Here is a 17755-nt window from a genome sequence, read left to right as displayed (position 1 = left end):
GCCGGACCGGGCCGGACCGGGCCGGACCGGGCCGGACCGGGCCGGACCGGGCCGGACCGGGCCGTCGAATCAGCCCAGCATCTCCTCGATCAGGTCGGCGGCCCGCTGCGTGCCGCCCTCCGCCCGGACCTCGGCCCGCAGCCGTGCCGAACGGCGGGCCACTTCCGGATCGCCGGTGAGCTCCAGCAGGGCCGTGCGCAGGGCCTCGGCGGTGGCGTCGGCGGTGTCGATGCGGCGGGCCACGCCCAGCTCGACCAGCCGGTCGGCATTGGTGGGCTGGTCGGCCGACTGGGGCACCGCGATCATCGGCACGCCGGTGTAGAGCCCCTCGCTGCTGCCGCCCATGCCCGCGTGGGTGACGAAGGCGTCGGCCTGCTCCAGGATCGCGAGCTGCGGCACCCAGGAGTGCACCTCGACATTGGCCGGGATCTCACCGAGCTCCGCCGGGTCGGTGTGCTTCCCGATCTGGAGCACCACGTGCCAGCCCGGCAGGTCGCCGAACGCGGCCAGGCACTGACGGTAGAACTCGGGCAGCCGGGTGAGCGCCGAGCCCATCGAGACCAGCAGCACCCTCTCCGCACCGGCCGGACGCGTCCAGTCGCCGTCCTGCACCCGCGTGCCGAAGCAGGGGCCGACGAAGGTGACGGTGCTGGTGTCGACCCGGTCGGCGTGCGGCTGCATGGCCCTCGGGATGGTCGCCACGGTGTTCTCGGGCCGGCCGCAGAACACCTCCATCTTCGTGGTCGCCGTCCCGCACTCGGCCAGCCAGCGGTCGAACCTCGCGCGGTACTCGTCGGCGCCCGGCAGCGCCCAGACGGGTGCCACGACCTCCTCCTCGAAGCCGTCCCAGGACACGTACGTCGGGGACAGCTGCAGGAAGGGGCGGTTCTGGAGCTCGGCGACGGCGCGCGCGGCGAAGGCGCCGATGTCGTACAGGTACAGGTCGGCGGGGTCGGGGTCGTAGGCGGACCGCAGCTGCGGAAGGGCCTGGACCGAGTCGTCGAGGAAGACGCCCATCGCACTGATGGGGTCCTCGGGCCAGTCGTTGTCGGCGACCGGGAGGACGGAGTCGCAGCGGACGAACTCCGCACCGGTGGTCTCGATCAGCTCAGCGACCGCCGGGGAGTTGGCGTACGTCACCCGGTGGCCCCGGGCGATCAGCTCGCGGATGACTTCCAGGCTCGGCAGGACGTGACTGACGGCCGGGATGCCGATCATCGCGATATGGGCACGGCGACGGGACATGCGTGACATGAGGGATCACTCGTTTCAGATCTGTGGTGGAGACGACACGACAGCCCGATGCACCGACCGCGCGGGAACGAAACACCGCGGGGGCGCATTCGGGCCGGGCGGGGGACGTGCCCCGCCCCGTGTCAGCCGTAGATCTGGAACATGAAGAACATGCCGGGACCGTAACCCGGCTCCGGAGCCGCGCGCACCGGATTATTTCCGGCCACGCGCGGCTGGGAGGCGCAGGAGGCGCTCAGTCCTCGACGACCAGCGAGGGCGTCTCGCGGGTCAGCACCTCGCCGCGGAAGAAGGCCGGGCTGCGACGCTGCATCACCAGCATCAGCACCACCCCGAGCAGCAGCAGCCCGACGCCGATGACGAAGACCGAGCCGACCCCGAAGACCGAGGAGCCGGAGCCGTACGCCGGGTTCCACATGTCGTAGAGGGTCTTGCCGAACACCGCGGTGAGCAGGACGCCGCCGACGCCCGGGAACACGCCCTTGAAGACCAGGTCGCGGAAGGAACGGGTCAGGTCGGCGCGGAAGAACCAGACGCAGCCGAAGGCGGTCAGCGCGTAGTAGAAGCAGATCATCAGGCCGAGCGCGTAGATCGTGTCGACCAGGACGTGCTCGCTGACCAGGGTCATGACCGTGTAGAAGACGCCGGTCGCGACGCCCGCCGTGATGGTGGCCCTCCCCGGGGTGCGGAACCGCGGGTGGACCCGGGCGTAGGAGGCGGGCAGGGCCTCGTACGTGGACATCGCAAGCACCGTGCGGGCCACCGGGATGAAGGTGGTCTGGAGGCTCGCGGCGGCCGAGGCGAGCACCGCGACGAACAGCAGGACGCCCAGGCCGGGGCCCATGATCGGGCCCGCGAGTGCGGCGAAGACGTTGTCCGAGGTGTCGGAGTTGGCCAGGCCCAGGCCGGAGGTGCCGGAGCCGACGGCCATCTGCGCGGCGACCGCGGTCGCCAGGTAGGAGCCGACGAGCACGACCATCGCGATCAGCGCGGCCCGCCCGGGGGTCTTCTCGCTGCCGGTGGTCTCCTCGTTGGCGGTCAGACAGGCGTCCCAGCCCCAGAACATGAAGATCGACAGGGACAGACCGGCGGTGAAGGTGGCGAAGGACTTCACGGCGAACGGATTCAGCCAGGACCAGGAGAAGTCCATCGAGGTGGCGAACGCACCGCTGTTGGCCTTCTGCACCGCCATCACCACGAACAGCGCGAGCACCACGAGCTGGAGCCCCACCAGGGCGTACTGGAGGCCCTTGGTGGCCGTCATCCCCCGGTAGCTGATCGCCGTGGCGACCGCGATCAGGGCGAGGCAGGTGACGATGTGGACGGCCTTGTTGTCGTCCAGCGCGGCGATCGAGTCACTGCCGGTGACCTCACCCGCGAGCAGCCAGAAGAACGAGGTGGCGACACCCGCCAGGTTCGACAGGACGATGATCGTCGCGATCACCAGGCCCCAGCCGCACATCCAGCCGACCTTCGGCCCGAACGCCTTGACCGTCCAGGTGAAGGAGGTGCCGCAGTCCGGCATGGCCTTGTTCAGCTCGCGGTACGCGAAGGCGACGAGCAGCATCGGCAGGAAGCCCGCGAGGAAGATCGCGGGCATCTGGAGTCCGACCTGGCCCGCGGTGGAGCCGAGGGTGGAGGTGAGGCAGTAGACCGGGGCGACGGTGGAGATGCCGATCACCGCGCTGCCCATCAGCCCGACGGAGTTCCCGCCGAGCCCCTTTCCCCGTACGCCCCCATCGGCCGGAGCGGTGGTGCCCCGTGCCGTGTCTCCGGCCCGTGGCCGCACGTCCAGCTCAGTCATGAAATGGACGATAAACCCTGCGATTTCCACATTTTAGGGATGAGACTCCGACGTCTCATCCTTGAATTTTGGGTGACGATTCGGGAGTCCAGGATTTAATTGAAGGGTACACGCGATCTCGACCTTCTGATGCAAGGTCAAGTCGAGATCGCGCTGCCGTACGGTTCCCGCAGCAGTGCCCGTTTTATACGGTTTCAAAGTTTCCCGTGACGTACGGCACTCTCCCCCCTCCCCCGGCCGGGCCGGTGGAAGGGGAAAAGGGGAGGAGAGGAGAGCAGGAGCGCCCCGCCTCAGCCCGGCCAGACGATCGACTGGAGTTCGCTGTACGCGTGCAGGGCGTACGAGCCGACGTCGCGGCCCACGCCGCTCCGCTTGAACCCGCCGAACGGGGCCTCCATGTTCCGCCCGACGGTGTTCACGCCGACCCCTCCGGCGCGCAGCCGCCGGGCCACCCGGAAGGCGCGGGCCACGTCCGAGGACCAGACGTAGTCGATCAGCCCGTAGTCGCTGTCGTTGGCCAGCGCGACGGCCTCCTCCTCGTCGTCGAAGGGGACGACCACGACAACCGGGCCGAAGATCTCCTCGCGGACCACCCGCATGTCGTTGGTGCAGTCGGCGAGGAGGGTCGGGGCGACGTAGAAACCGCGCCCGTCGGGTCCGGCCGGGCGCTCGCCGCCGGTGACGACCCGCGCCCCTTCCTTCCTGCCCAGCTCGACGTAGGACTCGATTCGGTCGCGGTGGGCGGCGGAGACGACCGGGCCGACGACCGTGCCCCGGGCCGCCGGGTCGCCCACCTTCAGGTGTCCGGCATAGGCGGCCAGCTTCGCCAGCAGGGCGTCGTGGACGCCGCGCTGCACGAGCACCCGGGTCGGGGCCGTGCAGATCTGGCCGCTGTAGAAGGAGAACGTGGTGCCGATGCCGGCCGCCGCCGCGTCCAGGTCCGCGTCCTCCAGCACGACGGCGGCGCCCTTGCCGCCCAGCTCCATGAGCTGCCGCTTCATGGACCGCCCGCACACCTCGGCGATCTTCTGCCCGACCGCCGTGGAGCCGGTGAAGCTGACCATGTCGACATCCGGGGAATCGACCGCGGCCTCGCCCGCCTCGGGGCCGGAGGCGGTGACGACGTTGACGACCCCGGGCGGGGCGCCCGCCTCCTGGAGCGCCTCGGCCATCCGGTAGACGGAGAGCGGGTCCTGCGGGGCGGGCTTCACCACGACGGTGTTGCCCATGGCCAGCGCGGGGGCCACCTTGCCCGCCGGGTTGGCCCAGGGGTTGTTGTACGAGGTGATGCAGGAGACGACGCCGACCGGCTGGCGCACCGCGATCGCCCCGAAGACGCCCGCCCGCCCCATCGGCCCGGCCTCGTTGACCTGCGGGGCCACCGCCTCCTCGACCGGCTCCAGCGCCCCCTTCGCGTACCGGCGGAACCGGGCGGCGCCCACCGCGACCTGCATGCCCCGGGCGGTCCCGGTGGTGGCGCCGCTCTCCGCGCGGGCCAGCGCGGCGTTGCCGTCGAGGTCGCGCAGGATCAGCCCGGCCGCCCGGTGCAGGATCTCGGCCCGCTCCTCGGGGCGGGTGCGCGACCAGGTGGTGAACGCCTCCCGGGCGGCGGCGGCCGCCTCGTAGACCTGGGCGCGGCTCGCCTCGGGGGCGAGGCCGACGACCTGCTCGGTGGCCGGGTCGATCACCTCGTAGTGGCCGTGCTCGGGCTCGGCCCACCGGCCGCCGATGAGGAGCCGCCGTTTCCCGTCGTCCGTGCCGTCGCTCATGCGGTACTCACCGTCCGGGTGTCGCGGCCGGAGCGGAGCACCGTACCGGGCACCGCGCCGGTCACCTTGTCGTCGCGCAGCGTCTCCACCCCGTTGACCCGCACCGAGACGACGCCGATCGCCCTGGAGTCCAGGCGCGGGGAGTCGCCGGGCAGGTCGCGGACGAGGGTGGCGGGCCCGGCGTCGATGCGTTCCGGGTCGAAGAGGACGAGGTCGGCGTGGAAGCCCTCCTCGATCCGGCCCCGGTCGCGGAGCCCGAAGAGCCGGGCGGGGTCGTCGGTGAGCATCCGCACGGCCTGCTCCAGCGGGACCAGCTTCCGCCCGCGCAGGCAGTCGCCGAGGAACCGGGTGGTGTACGGGGCGCCGCACATCCGGTCCAGGTGGGCGCCCGCGTCGGAGCCGCCGAGCATGACGTCCTCGTGCTGCCAGGTCTCGCGGCGCAGCGCCCAGGAGGCCGGGTCGTTGTCGGTGGGCATCGGCCACAGCACCGTGCGCAGCTCGTCGGCCGCGCAGATCTCGACGAGGCAGTGGAAGGGGTCCTGGCCGCGTTCGGCGGCGATGTCGCGGACGACGCGGCCGGTCAGGCCCTCGTTGGCGGCGCTGTAGGTGTCGCCGATGACGTACCGGGCGAAGTCGGCGAGGCGGCGGAAGACCCCGGCCTCCTTGCTCCGGGCGCGGCGCAGCATCTCGGCCCGGGTCTCCGCCTCGCGCAGCCGCTCGATGCGCTCGGGGACGGGCAGGGCCAGGATCTCGCCCCAGCCGGGTATCAGGTTCAGGGCGCAGAAGGTGCCGAGCGACATGTTCATCGGGGTGAGGATCGGCATGGTGAGCGCGACGATCCGGCCACCGGCCCGGCGGGCCCGTTCGCTGGGCACCAGCTGGCGCGGCACGCGTTCGGGGACGGCGGCGTCGATGGTCAGGACGTTCCAGTTCAGCGGGCGTCCGGCGGTGGCGGTCATGTCGACCAGCAGCTCGATCTCCTCGTCGGAGAACTGGTCGAGGCAGCCCGCCACGATCGCTTCGAGCTGGGTGCCCTCGTGTTCGCCGACCGCCCGGGAGAGGGCCAGGAGCTCCTCGGGGCCGGCGTGCCGGGAGGCGACCGGCTGCCCGTCGCCGTCGGCGTGGGTGGAGGACTGGGTGGTGGACAGGCCCCAGGCGCCCGCGTCCATCGCGTCGTGGAAGAGCGCGAGCATCGCGTGGAGCTGGGCGGGGGTGGGCTGCCCGCCGATCGCGTCGGCGCCCATGACGTGGCGGCGCAGGGCGCAGTGCCCGACCATGAACCCGGCGTTGACCGCGATCCGCCCCTCCAGCGCGTCGAGGTACTCGCGGAAGCTGGACCAGCTCCACTCGACGCCCTCCTCCAGCGCCTTGAGGGCCATCCCCTCCACCCGGGCCATCATCCGGCGGGTGTAGTCGGCGTCCTCGGGGCGGTCCGGGTGGAGCGGGGCGAGGGTGAAGCCGCAGTTGCCGCCGGCGACGGTGGTGACGCCGTGGTTCATCGACGGGGTGGCGTACGGGTCCCAGAAGAGCTGGGCGTCGTAGTGGGTGTGCGGGTCGACGAAGCCGGGCGCGAGGACGAGGCCGGTGGCGTCCTCGCCGGTCACGGCCTCCTCGGTGAGCGTGCCCGGCTCGGCGATCACGGCGATGCGGCCGTCCCGGATGCCGACGTCGGCACGGTACGAGGGCCCGCCGGTGCCGTCCACGACGGTCGCTCCGCGGATGAGGTGGTCGAGCATGGACGGGCTTCCCTTCTGCCGCTGCGGGGTTTCTGCCTGTGCGCGTACGGGGGGTGCGGCCGGGGGTGTTGCGGCCGGGGTGCGTACGGCCGCGGTACGCACCCCGGCCCCACGGAGCGGCGGTCCGGGAAGACGCCGCTGGTCGGGGACGTGCCGGCGTACCCGGGTACTTACGCCGCGTTACGGAACCGGGTCGTGCGGTGCACCGGGTCCGTGTCGATCTCTGGGATCACGTGCTCACCGATCAGCCGGATCGAGTTGAGGGTGTCCTCCCGGCCGATCCCGATCGGCATCCCGAAGCTCAGCTGGTCCGCGCCCGCCTGCTCCCACCGCTTGCACTGGCGCAGCACCTCGTCCGGGTCGCCGCAGATCATCAGCTCCTCGGCGATCAGCAGCTCGATGATCTCCTCGGTGTACTCCGGGAGCAGCTCGGGCCACTCGGGGATGCCCTCGGGGCGGGGGAAGGTGTCGTGGTAGCGGAAGAGCAGCGACTGGAGGTAGTTCAGCCCGCCGCCCACCGCGATCTCGACGGCCTTGGCGTGCGTCTCGGCGCAGATCGCCGTGGAGGTGACCATGACGTTGTCGTTGACGAAGTCCCCGACGGGTTCGGCCTCCTTCACCGCGTTCTTGTAGGAGTCGACGACCCACTCCATGTCGGAGACCTTCTGCACGCTGAAGCCCAGCACGCCAAGCCCCTTCCGCCCCGCCATCGCGTACGAGGACGGCGAGCCGGCCGCGTACCACATCGCCGGGTGCGACTTCCCGTACGGCTTGGGCAGGATCTTGCGCGGGGGCAGCGACCAGTGCTTGCCCTGGAAGCCCACGTACTCGTCCTGGAGCCACATCTTCGGGAACTCGGCGATGGTCTCCTCCCAGAGTTCCTTGGTGTGGTTCATGTCGGTGATGCCCGGCATGAACCCGAGGATCTCGTGGCTGCCCGCCCCGCGCCCGGAGCCGAACTCGAAGCGGCCCTCGGAGAGGTGGTCGAGCATGGCGACCTTCTCGGCCACCTTCACCGGGTGGTTGACCGGGGCGAGCGGGTTGAAGATGCCCGAGCCGAGGTGGATGCGGTCGGTGGCGTGGGCGAGGTAGCCGAGGTACACGTCGTTGGCCGAGATGTGCGAGTACTCCTCCAGGAAGTGGTGCTCGGAGGCCCAGGCGTACTTGAAGCCGGACTTGTCCGCCTGGATGACGTACTCGGTCTCCTCGATCAGCGCCTTGTGCTCCGCCTCCGGGTCGACCCTGGCCCGCGCGGCAGGCACGTACCCCTGTACAAAGAGCCCGAATTCCAAGGGAGTTCACCGTCCTCAATCGTTTCTGACACTCCGTCAGATCGTGATGCGTCCGACTGTTCCACCGGTGCCCGCACCCGTCAATACCTGACACACCGTCAGGTATGGCTCAGAACAGACTGACACCCGCCAGCCAGCCGCCGTCGATGACGAACGGCTGCCCGGTGATGTACGAGGAGTCCTCCGAGGTCAGGAAGAGCGCCAGGGTCGCCACCTCCTCCGGCCGCCCGATCCGGCCCAGCGGCACGAGCTTGCGGTACAGCTCGGCCACCGCCTCCTTCGACTCCTCCGGGTCGGCGGACGGGTCCAGCGCCGCCGGGTTGGTCATCGCGGTGTCCACGGCCCCGGGGCAGACGGCGTTGACCCGTATCCCCTTGGGCGCCAGCTCCATCGCCGCCACCCGGGTCAGCCCGAGCACGGCGTGCTTGGTGGCGGCGTACGCGCCCACGTAGGCCATGCCGGTCAGCCCGGTGTACGAGGCGGTGTTGACGATGGTCCCGCCGCCCGCGGCCGCGATCTCGGGCGCCGTGTTCCTGATCCCGAGGAACGCCCCCACCTGGTTGACCTGCACCACCTGCTGGAACTCCGCCAGCGGCGTGTCCACCAGCTCGTTGAACCGCAGGATGCCCGCGTTGTTGACCAGCCCGTCGATCTTCCCGTACGCGTCCTTCGCGACGGCCACCGCGGCCTGCCAGTCCTCCTCCCGGCTCACGTCCAGGTGGACGAAGCGAGCGGCCTCCTTGCCCAGCTCGCCCCGCAGCTCCTCGGCCAGCGCCTCGCCCTGCTCGTCGAGCACATCGGCGATCACCACCCTGGCCCCCTCGGCGGCGAACAGCCGCGCCTCCTGCTCGCCCTGCCCGCGCGCCGCGCCGCTGATGACCACGACCCGCCCGTCCAGCTTGCCCATGACCAACCCTCCTACCTGTCGAGATGGGGTGCGACCTCGGCGGCGAACGCCGCCATCTGGTCGGTGAGTTCGCTGCGGCTCCGGCTGCGGAACCGCACCTGGATCTGGTGGACGCCCATCGCGGCGTACGCGCGCAGCGACTCGGCGAGGGCCTCCGGCTTTCCGGTGAGGGTGCGCCGCCCGACGGACCAGTCCGGCTCGCCGACGTAGAGCGGCTCGGTGATCGCGCCGACGACGATCGGCTCCTCGACCCCGGCGGCCTCCCGCAGCGCCTTCAGCCGGGCGATCTGGGCGGGCAGTTTCTCCCGCGGGTCGCCCTGCGGCAGCCAGCCGTCGCCCCGTACGGCCGCCCGGCGCACGGCGGCGGGCGAGGAGCCGCCCACCCAGACCGGGACCCGCCCCTGGGCCGGGCGCGGCAGCTGCCCGAGCCCGGAGAACGCGAACCGCTCCCCCGCGTACTCCGGGTACTCCTCGGGCCCGAGCGCCGCCTTCAGCGCGTCCACGGTCTCGTCGAGCACCCGGCCCCGGCCCTCGAAGTCCGCCCCGAGCGCCTCGAACTCCTCCTTCACGTGCCCGGCCCCGACCCCGAGGACCAGCCGGCCGCCGCTGAGGTGGTCGAGGGTGGCGTACTGCTTGGCGGTGGCCAGCGGATGGCGCAGCCCGACCACCGCGACATGGCTCATCAGCAGCACCCGCTCGGTGATCCCGGCGAGGAAGGCGAGCGTGGCGACCGGGTCGTACCAGACGGTGCCCATGACCCCGGCGAGCCGGCGCGGGATCGCGACGTGGTCGCAGCTCGCCAGATAGGCGAAGCCGGTGCGGTCGGCGGTACGGGCGATCTCGGCGAGATCGGCGGCCCCGGCCGCCGCCTCCCACCCCTCGGCGTAGATGGTGCTCTGCGACTGGATCGGCAGCTGCATCCCGTACGACAGCGGCCCGGCGGTCGATATCGGCACCGTACGGCCTCCTCCCGAGCGAATCTGACGCACCGTCACACGACGGGGCGCGGAGCCATCGTCGTACCTGACGCTGCATCAGACAAGGGGTGGGGCGGGGAAGCCCGGACACACCGGGGCGGGGGCGTGCGGCCTTCGCCCACGGGGCACCGAAGCGGCCCGTGGGCGGCGGAGCCCGGGGGCGGGACGGGCGACGGGCAGCGCCGGGAGGCCGGGCGCGGCGGCGGCCGGGGCCGCGGCGAGGGCCCGGTCAGGCGCGGGGGACGGCCACGCGGGACCCGCCGGGGCGGGCGACGGCGGCGACCGCCTCGGCCACGGACGTACGGCCGGAGATGAGCTCCAGCGTCAGCCCGGCGGTGGCGGGGGCGGCGAGCAGGGCCACGAGGACGGCCGCCGCGTCGGCCCGGCCCACCTCGCCGGCCCCGGTGGATTCACCGAGGCTGACCAGACCGGTCGCCGGGCTGTCGCGGAACCACGCGGGCCGCAGCACCGTGCAGCGCAGGAAGGGCCGGGAGAGCAGTTCGTCGTCCGCCTCGCCCTTGGCCCTGAGATAGGTCTCGACGAGCGCGTTCTGCGGATACCGGGCGTCGCGGTCGGCCCCCATGGACGAGAGCATGACGTAGCGCCGGACGCCGACGAGCTGTGCGGCGTCCGCGAGGGTCAGGGCGGCGTCACGGTCGACGGGGTTCGCCCGGCCGGGCGCGTCACCCAGGCCGGCCCCGGCCGCGTAGAGCACCGCGTCCGCCCCCGCGATCCGGTCCGCGAACCGCTCCGCCGAGGCCGTGGCCAGATCCAGGAGCACCGGGGTCGCTCCGGCGGCGCGCACGTCGTCGGCCTGCTCCGGACGGCGGACGAGCCCGGTGACCTGCCATCCCCGAGCCGCGAGCAGACGGGTTGCGGCACGAGCGACCCGACCATGACCACCAGCGATAACCACGCGCATGGCACGTACAGTAACCATCTCGGCACTCTGTGTCCAAGCCGGTGCGGTCGTGCTGGTGCGCGGGGCGGTACCGGGCCGCACGGCCCCGGGACCGGCTTTTCCCTTCTTCGCCGCCTCCCGTCCGTCCCCGGCTCCCGCCACACCCCGCCGCGCCCGTCCGCACCCGCCCGTACCCGTCCGTACCTGCCCGTGTCCGTCCCCCGGCCGCACTGCCACGCAGCCGGCCACACCCGTCCGCAGCCGGGGAACCGGAACGCCGCCGCCCCGGCTCAACGGGCCACCGCTCGTTCAGGAGGATCATGACCGACGACGAGAAGCCCCTTCCCCTGCACCGGCTGCTGTTCGACACCCCCGGCCCGCCCCGGCGCACGACCTTGCCCGACTCCAGCCCCGCCTGGCACTTCACCCGGTACGACGACGTCCGCGAGGTGCTGGCCGACGACCGGTTCGTCCGCCACGTCCTGCCCGCCGCGGCCGCCTCGCCCCTCTCCGACACCACCGACGCCATGGCCAAACAGGACGGCTCCCCGCACACCCGGCTGCGCCACACCGCCAAAGGGGTCTTCACCCCTCGCGCGGTCGACCACCTCGTACCGGCGATCACCCGGATCGCCGACCGGCTGGTCGAGGACCTCGTCCGCCACGGCCCGCCCGTGGACCTCGTCGACTACTACACCCGGCCCCTCCCCATCGCCGTCATGAACAAGCTGCTGGGAATCCACGACCTCGACGACACCCGGCTGCTGCACTGGACCGAACGCGCCTTCCCCGACGCCTCGGTGACGCGGGACGAAACGGCGCAGGCCGCCCGGGAGTTCACCGAGTTCACCACCCGTCTCATCGCCGACCGCCGGCACGCACCCGGGCCGGACCTGATCAGCACGCTCGTGCAGGCCGCCGACCGCGAGGGCGGTATCCCCGAGACCCATCTCGCCAACCTCGTGACCACCCTCGTCGTGGCCGGCTACGAGACCACCATGACCATGCTGGGCAACAGCCTCCTCCTGCTGGGCGAACGGCCGCAGGACTGGGCCCGTCTGGGCTCCGACGAGGCGGGTGCGGGCCCGCTGGCCGAGCGGCTGGCGCACCTGATCCCGCTCAACGAACCCGGCAAACACACCAACCCGCTGCGCGCCACCGAGGACCTGGAGATCGGCGGAGCGGCCGTACGGGCTGGGGACCTCGTCACCCTCGACCGCGGCGCGGCCAACCGCGACCCCGCGGCCTTCCCCGGCGACCCCTTCGCCGACCTGTTCGCCCCGCTGGAGCACCCCACCCTCGCCTTCGGCGGCGGACACCACTACTGTCTGGGCGCCTCCCTGGCCCGCGCGGAACTCCGCCTCGCCCTGCACCGGCTGGCCGCCCGGCTGCCCACCCTGCGCCTGACCGTGCCGGTCGACGCCGTCGAATGGCGCGGCACCGCCCTCACCCGGAGCCCTCTGCACCTTCCCGCGGCCTGGTAGGGGCCGGGTCCCGGGAGTCGCGGTAGAGGAAGACGCCCTCGACCCCGATCCGGGTCGGGGGCTTGCTCCCGTCGTAGAAGTTCACGTCGTCGCACTCCCCCGTCCAGCGCAGCCGGAGGCGGTCGCCGTCGCGGGAGACCACGGTGATCCGGTTGTCGCGCAGTGGCTCGTGCTCGAAGTAGTAGAGGAGGGACGACGCGGAATCCTCGCCCTCGGGCACACCGGGCATGAAGAACGTACGCCCGACCAGCCGGTCGATGTCCGCCTCCCCCTCCGTCATCCCGACGCCCACCTCGGCGGACGGAACCATGCCCGCCTCCGCCGTGTCCGCACAGCGCCGGGCGCCCTCCGGATCCGCCCGCGCCTCGAACCACACCGTCACCTCGTGGCCGTCGCCCTCACTCCCGCTTCCGTACGAACGGAGCACGCGCACCGTGGCCTCCCCGAGCCGGTACGCCTCGTCCCCGTTGAACCGGTGCAGCACGAAGCGCCCACCGCGCCCCGCCCCGTCGTCGCCCTCCCGGGATTCCGTCATCCCGCCCACTCCTCGCTCTCGGTCCCTCCGGGCCGCCCGACCGGCCGTGGCCGGCAGCGCCGTGACCGCACGGTCGATCCCACGATCGCACCCGGCACCGACATCGACGGCACGGGCCGGTCCGAAGCCGAGGACAAAATCCCGCGCCCGGGACCCTGCGGTTTCCCGCAGGGTGGGAAGTGCGGAGAACACCACCGGGAGGGACGGCAACCCTCATACCGGCGCCGAGCGGCGATTTCTAAGTTCGAGGAGGAAGAACGGGGCACCCGCCCCACCGTCCCCGCCGGTTTGGAGTCCCTCATGAACCTCGTGATCTCGGCGCTCGCCCAGCAGCCCACGGACGGCGTCGCCGGCTGGGCCGCCGGCCTCGTCGACACACTGGGCGGCCCCGGAGCCGGTCTGGCCATCGCCCTGGAGAACCTCTTCCCGCCGCTGCCCAGCGAGGTCATCCTGCCGCTGACCGGATTCGCCGCGGGGCAGGGCGTACTGAGCCTGGCCTCGGCCCTGTTCTGGACGACCCTCGGCTCGGTGGCCGGCGCGGTGGCGCTCTACTGGATCGGAGCGCTCTTCGGCCGCGAGCGGATGCACTCGATCTGGGGGAAGCTGCCCCTGGTGAAGGCATCGGACCTGGTCCGCACCGAGGAGTGGTTCGCCGAGCACGGCACCAAAGCAATCTTCCTCGGCAGGATGGTGCCGATCTTCCGGAGCCTGATCTCGGTGCCCGCGGGTGTCGAGCGGATGCCGATGCCCGTGTTCATCATGCTCACCACGCTCGGCAGCCTCGTCTGGAACAGCGTCCTCGTGATGGCCGGCTACTGGCTGGGCGACCAGTGGGATGTCGTGGAGACGTACGTCGGCATCCTGTCGAAGGCCGTCGCGGCCCTCGTCCTCGTCGCCGTCGCCGCCTACCTGGCGGTCCGGCTGCGCAGCCGCCGCCAGGCCCGGCACCGGCGCGCCTCGTGACCCCCGGCTCCCGCCCCACCGGTCCGGCACCGCTTTCCGCGCAGCCCGGACGATCTTGTCCGGTCCGTACGGGCGCACTAGTCTCGGGCCCCGTGCGAGGGGATCTGGCAGGCACCGCGTCCGACCGGCCGCCGGCCGAGCCCGGCCGGGGCGGCGCCGGTGAGGACGGGACCGTCACCCGCACGCCCGCCCCGTCCTGGCCCCGACGCGGCCTGGGAACCCTGCTCGGCAGCGCGACCGCTCTCGTCGGCGCCCTGTACTTCCTCGTCGTCGGCGCGGCCCTCGGCCCGTTCCTGCTCTGGCCGCGCACCCGGCCGAGCGCCCTGGAGATCCTGATGGCCGGCGCCAGGCGCCTGGTCGCCCTCGAGCGGGTCCGGCGCTCCGTCTTCTTCGGCGACCTCTTCCCCGAGCGCTACAGGGCTTCCGACCAGAAGATCGTGCGCTACCTCGCGATCCGCATCTACACGGGCCTGCTCTGCGGAGTGGTCGTCGGATTCCTCGTCTTCGGCGCCGTCCTGGCCGGCCTCCTGGCCGGCGGAGCGGTCCGGGGCACCCTCGGCTGGGACGAACTGCTCACCCAGGCCCTCCTCGGCGGCGTACTGCTCTTCCTCGATGTCCAGGGCCTGCACTCGCTGGCCGCGCTCGACGCCCGGACCACCCGGGAATGCTTCGGGCCCTCCGAACGGGAGCTGCTCCGGCGCCGCATCGACGAACTCGCCACCAGCCGGGCCGCGGTCGTCGCGGCCGTGGACGCCGAGCGGCGGCGCATCGAGCGCGACCTGCACGACGGGGTCCAGCAGCGTCTGGTGGCGCTCGGCATGCTGATCGGCCGGGCGCGCCGGGGCCGCGACCCCGAACAGGCCGACGCGTTGCTGCTCCAGGCGCACGAGGAGTCCCAAAACGTGCTGACCGAACTGCGCGAGGTGGCCTGGCGGGTGTACCCGTCGGCGCTCGACAGCCTCGGGCTCCAGGAGGCGATCGGCGGGGTCGCCGAGCGGTGCGGCATTCCACTGCGGACCCGCTTCGACGTCGGCGCCCCGCTGCCCCGGCCGGTCGAGACCGCCGCCTACTTCGTGGTGTCGGAGTCCGTGACGAACGCGGCGAAGCACTCCTCCGCCTCGGCGATCCTTGTGGTGGTGACGCTCGACGGTGCGCGGCTCACCGTCCGGGTCGAGGACGACGGCACGGGCGGCGCGAACGGGACCGGCGGCGGACTGAACGGGCTGCGCAGCCGGGTGGCCGCACTCGACGGCGTCCTGCACATCCACAGCCCCCTCGGGGGACCGACCGTCATCACCGCGGAGCTTCCATGCGCGTAATCCTGGCCGAGGACTCGACCCTGCTGCGCGAGGGCCTGGTCAGGCTGCTCGCCGAGGAGGGCCACGAGGTCCTGGCGGCACTGGGTGACGCGGTGACACTCCTCAAGGAGGTCGAGGAGCAGCGGCCGGACATCGTCGTCGTCGACATCCGGATGCCACCGACCCACACGGACGAGGGGCTGCGGGCCGCCGTGGAGATCCGGGAGCGCTTCCCCGGGGTCGGCGTGCTCGTCCTCTCGCAGCACATCGAGCGCAACTACGCGGCCCAGCTGCTCGCGTCCAACGCCGAGCGGGTCGGCTACCTCCTCAAGGACCGGGTGGCGCAGGTCGAGGAGTTCCTCGACGCCCTTGAGCGGATCCACGACGGCGGGGCGGCGATCGACCCGGAGGTCGTACGGCAGCTGGTCGTCCGGACCACGCACGGCGACCCGCTGACGCGGCTGACGCCCCGGGAGCGCACGGTCCTGGAAACGCTCGCACAGGGCCACACGAACACCGCCATCGCGCAGAAGCTGCACATCTCGCTGAGCTCGGTGGAGAAGAACCTCAACTCCGTCTTCGACAAGCTGGATCTGCCCGGCACGTCCGGCTACAGCCGACGGATCCTGGCGGTGCTCCGCTACCTGGAGTCGTAGCCCCCGCCCGGCTGCGGAAGCGGCCCAGCTGCGGGAGCGGCCCGGCCTGTCGGTAGCCTGCGTCACCATGACGCGCGCATGGACCCTGCCGGTACTCCTCGCCCTCTGCGGCACGCTCGCCGCCGCCGGGCCCGCCGCCAAGGGGAGCCCCGGCACGGCCGTGGCGGTCCTGCTGGTCTTCCTGGCGCTCGCGGCCCTGAACTCGCCGCTGATCTTCCCGCGGTCGACCGGCGCGCAGGAGGCACGACGCCGCAGCGAGGCCGACGGCCGGCCGATCGTCTTCTGGCGGCCGGGCTGCACGTACTGCATGCGGCTGCGCCTCCGGCTGGGCCGCGACGCCCGCCGGATGCACTGGGTCAACATCTGGCGCGACCCGGCCGGAGCCGCGGCGGTACGGGCGGCCAACGACGGCAACGAGACCGTGCCGACGGTCGTCGTGGCGGGCCGTCCGCACACCAACCCCGCCCCGTCATGGGTACGCGAACAGCTCCCCCCTTCCGCGTGACCGGACCCCGCTCGACCGGACCTTCGCGCGACCGGACCCCGCTCGACCGGACCTTCGCGCGACCGGGGCCGTGCCCCGCGGCTCAGTTCCGCCCGGTGTCGATGACGCAGAAGCGGTTGCCCTCGGTATCGGCGAGTACGACGAAGTCGGGGTCGTCCGGGTAGAGATCCCAGTCGACGTGCCGGGCCCCCAGGGACACCAGCCGCTCGACCTCGGCGGCCTGGTCGGCCGCGTCCGCGGCGTACAGGTCCAGGTGGACGCGCGGATGTTCCTGGACCGGTGACTCGCTGAGCCCGAGAGCCACCTGCACCCCGGGCCCGTCCGCCGGGACCAGCACCACCCAGTCGTCCGCCGTCTCCTCCTCGCGCGGGACGTAGCCGAGGGCCTCCGTCCAGAACGCCGTCGCACGGCGCACATCCGAAACACCCAGCACAACCGAACCGACTCTCAGCATGTGCCGATTCTGACGGATCACCGGCCCGCGCTGCCAGATCGGCAGGCGAAATGGGCTGTCTGTACAGGTCGTTAGGATCCAAGGGCCCGCATCCGCGGCCCGTGGGGCGAACACCTTCACGACCGGTGGTGCGGGGCTCTGGATTCGCTTGCGAGAGCCCATAAGACGGTCCGCGGTCGCGGGCCGTCCGTGACCAGTGGAGTTCGAACAACATGAGACCTGTACGTCCGCGCAGCTACGCCTGCATAGGAACCCTCCTCGCCGTCGGCCTCCTGGCCGGCTGCTCCTCGTCGGACGGGTCGGCCGAGCCGACGCGTCCGGAATCGTCGTCCGACCGGTCCGCACCCGGGAACGAGAGCCCGAAGGCGTCGTCCCCGGCCTTCGCCACCCCGTCCGAGTGCGACGGCCTCCAGCTCAAGGGCGGTACGACCCTGACCGGTTCGGCCCTGTCGAAGTGCCTGGTGGCCGCCCTGAAGGCGTACGGATCGGGAACGGAGGCCGTGCAGTCGGGGGACGAGTCGGGGACATCGCGGTTCCTCTTCGGGGACGAGTCCGCGCTGGCCGGGTCGATGACGGGGCCGGAGGGGGAGAAGGCGTACGTCTTCAAGGGCGAGGACGAGTGGATCAAGACGCCGGGGCTCGGGAAGTGGGTCAAGGGGGACAAGAACAGCAGTGACCCGCAGGAGCAGATCGTGGCCGCCACCGGGAAGCTCTACCGCGCGCTCGCCGATCCGGAGATGACGGCCCAGATGATCGCGTCGGCGCCGGAGTGGACCGTCGAGCAGGAGCGGCCCGTGCTCTCCCTGGAGAACGGGGAGGACGTCACGGCGTGGCGGATCGTGAACAAGAAGCCGTACACGTTCATGGGCGCGGCCGTGCGCGAGCACATCCTCTGGTTCGGGGACGACTTCACGCCCTACGGCGGGCAGGCCGAGTCCAGCACGGCCGGGGTGATGAGCACGACCACGCAGCACTTCTACGACCTGGGCAAGCCGGTGACGATCGAGGCGCCCGAGTAGACCTCTCGCGCACCGCGTTCCGGGGCCGGCGGACGGCCGGCTCCGGGGCGCGGGGCGCGCACGACCGGGTGCCCTCGGAGCGGGACGACGACGAGGACGGTGCCGTCCCCGCTTCCGGTCGACGGCAGCAGGTCTCCGGTTCCGCCACGACCGTCCCGCCCGGACGCGGGGAGACCCCGCCTGCACCTTGTCGGATCTACGCGG

General features: G+C 72.2%; 16 protein-coding genes. 6 read left to right on the top strand and 10 right to left on the bottom strand.

Features of this window, described 5'->3' with window-relative positions; translation table 11 throughout:
- Positions 1-69: 69 nt before the first annotated feature.
- The 8 genes from ACFCV8_RS09225 to ACFCV8_RS09190 form a co-directional block, all read right to left on the bottom strand.
- The gene (locus ACFCV8_RS09225) at positions 70-1254 is read right to left on the bottom strand and encodes a macrolide family glycosyltransferase (RefSeq protein WP_376684657.1); all 1185 of its coding nucleotides are present in this window, start codon (positions 1252-1254) and stop codon (positions 70-72) included.
- Between the two features lie 232 nt (positions 1255-1486).
- A complete protein-coding gene (locus ACFCV8_RS09220; protein ID WP_376684656.1) occupies positions 1487-3055 on the bottom strand; it encodes an APC family permease in 1569 nt (522 codons plus the stop codon).
- A 290-nt stretch (positions 3056-3345) separates the two neighbouring features.
- Positions 3346-4824 carry an aldehyde dehydrogenase family protein gene (locus ACFCV8_RS09215; RefSeq protein ID WP_376684655.1) on the bottom strand — a complete coding sequence of 493 codons (1479 nt, stop codon included), beginning with the start codon at positions 4822-4824 and terminating at the stop codon, positions 3346-3348.
- Entirely contained in the window at positions 4821-6560 is a 1740-nt protein-coding gene (locus ACFCV8_RS09210) for an amidohydrolase family protein (protein WP_376684654.1), read from the bottom strand. Before ACFCV8_RS09210 ends, ACFCV8_RS09215 begins: the two co-directional genes overlap by 4 nt.
- 170 nt (positions 6561-6730) lie before the next feature.
- Complete coding sequence (locus ACFCV8_RS09205) at positions 6731-7852, bottom strand: LLM class flavin-dependent oxidoreductase (RefSeq protein ID WP_376684653.1); 1122 nt, start codon at positions 7850-7852, stop codon at positions 6731-6733.
- Between the two features lie 109 nt (positions 7853-7961).
- Positions 7962-8759, bottom strand: a complete 798-nt coding sequence (locus ACFCV8_RS09200) for an SDR family NAD(P)-dependent oxidoreductase (protein WP_376684652.1) — start codon at positions 8757-8759, stop codon at positions 7962-7964.
- 11 nt (positions 8760-8770) lie between these two features.
- The gene (locus ACFCV8_RS09195; RefSeq protein WP_376684651.1) at positions 8771-9715 is read right to left on the bottom strand and encodes an LLM class F420-dependent oxidoreductase; all 945 of its coding nucleotides are present in this window, start codon (positions 9713-9715) and stop codon (positions 8771-8773) included.
- A 250-nt stretch (positions 9716-9965) separates the two neighbouring features.
- A complete protein-coding gene (locus ACFCV8_RS09190) occupies positions 9966-10658 on the bottom strand; it encodes an NAD(P)H-binding protein (protein WP_376684650.1) in 693 nt (230 codons plus the stop codon).
- Positions 10659-10957: 299 nt separating this feature from the next.
- Here ACFCV8_RS09190 and ACFCV8_RS09185 point away from each other — a divergent pair, with 299 nt between their 5' ends.
- Positions 10958-12121 (top strand): cytochrome P450, encoded by a 1164-nt coding sequence (locus tag ACFCV8_RS09185; RefSeq protein WP_376684649.1) that lies wholly within the window; start codon positions 10958-10960, stop codon positions 12119-12121.
- On the opposite strand, the gene ACFCV8_RS09180 is transcribed toward ACFCV8_RS09185, so the two are convergent.
- Entirely contained in the window at positions 12084-12656 is a 573-nt protein-coding gene (locus tag ACFCV8_RS09180; RefSeq protein ID WP_376684648.1) for a hypothetical protein, read from the bottom strand. The genes ACFCV8_RS09185 and ACFCV8_RS09180 overlap by 38 nt on opposite strands.
- Positions 12657-12956: 300 nt before the next feature.
- On the opposite strand from ACFCV8_RS09180, the gene ACFCV8_RS09175 reads away from it, so the two are divergent.
- From ACFCV8_RS09175 to ACFCV8_RS09160, 4 genes are all read left to right on the top strand, one after another.
- A complete protein-coding gene (locus ACFCV8_RS09175; protein ID WP_376684647.1) occupies positions 12957-13619 on the top strand; it encodes a DedA family protein in 663 nt (220 codons plus the stop codon).
- Positions 13620-13711: 92 nt separating this feature from the next.
- Positions 13712-14938, top strand: a complete 1227-nt coding sequence (locus ACFCV8_RS09170; RefSeq protein WP_376684646.1) for a sensor histidine kinase — start codon at positions 13712-13714, stop codon at positions 14936-14938.
- Complete coding sequence (locus ACFCV8_RS09165; protein WP_376684645.1) at positions 14929-15573, top strand: response regulator; 645 nt, start codon at positions 14929-14931, stop codon at positions 15571-15573. The genes ACFCV8_RS09170 and ACFCV8_RS09165 overlap by 10 nt, the downstream gene beginning before the upstream one ends.
- Before the next feature lie 67 nt (positions 15574-15640).
- Entirely contained in the window at positions 15641-16078 is a 438-nt protein-coding gene (locus ACFCV8_RS09160) for a glutaredoxin domain-containing protein (RefSeq protein WP_376684644.1), read from the top strand.
- An 82-nt stretch (positions 16079-16160) separates the two neighbouring features.
- Here the strand turns inward: ACFCV8_RS09160 and ACFCV8_RS09155 are convergent, their stop codons facing one another.
- Positions 16161-16532, bottom strand: coding sequence for a VOC family protein (locus ACFCV8_RS09155; RefSeq protein ID WP_376684643.1), 372 nt, complete (start codon positions 16530-16532; stop codon positions 16161-16163).
- Between the two features lie 212 nt (positions 16533-16744).
- Between ACFCV8_RS09155 and ACFCV8_RS09150 the strand changes: the two genes are divergently transcribed.
- On the top strand, positions 16745-17551 hold the full coding sequence (locus tag ACFCV8_RS09150) for a hypothetical protein (protein ID WP_376684642.1): 807 nt from the start codon (positions 16745-16747) through the stop codon (positions 17549-17551).
- Positions 17552-17755 lie beyond the last annotated feature (204 nt).

The sequence above is a fragment of the Streptomyces sp. NPDC056347 genome (assembly GCF_042262625.1).
Lineage (GTDB): Bacteria > Actinomycetota > Actinomycetes > Streptomycetales > Streptomycetaceae > Streptomyces.
This window is presented reverse-complemented; position numbering and strand designations above follow the sequence as displayed.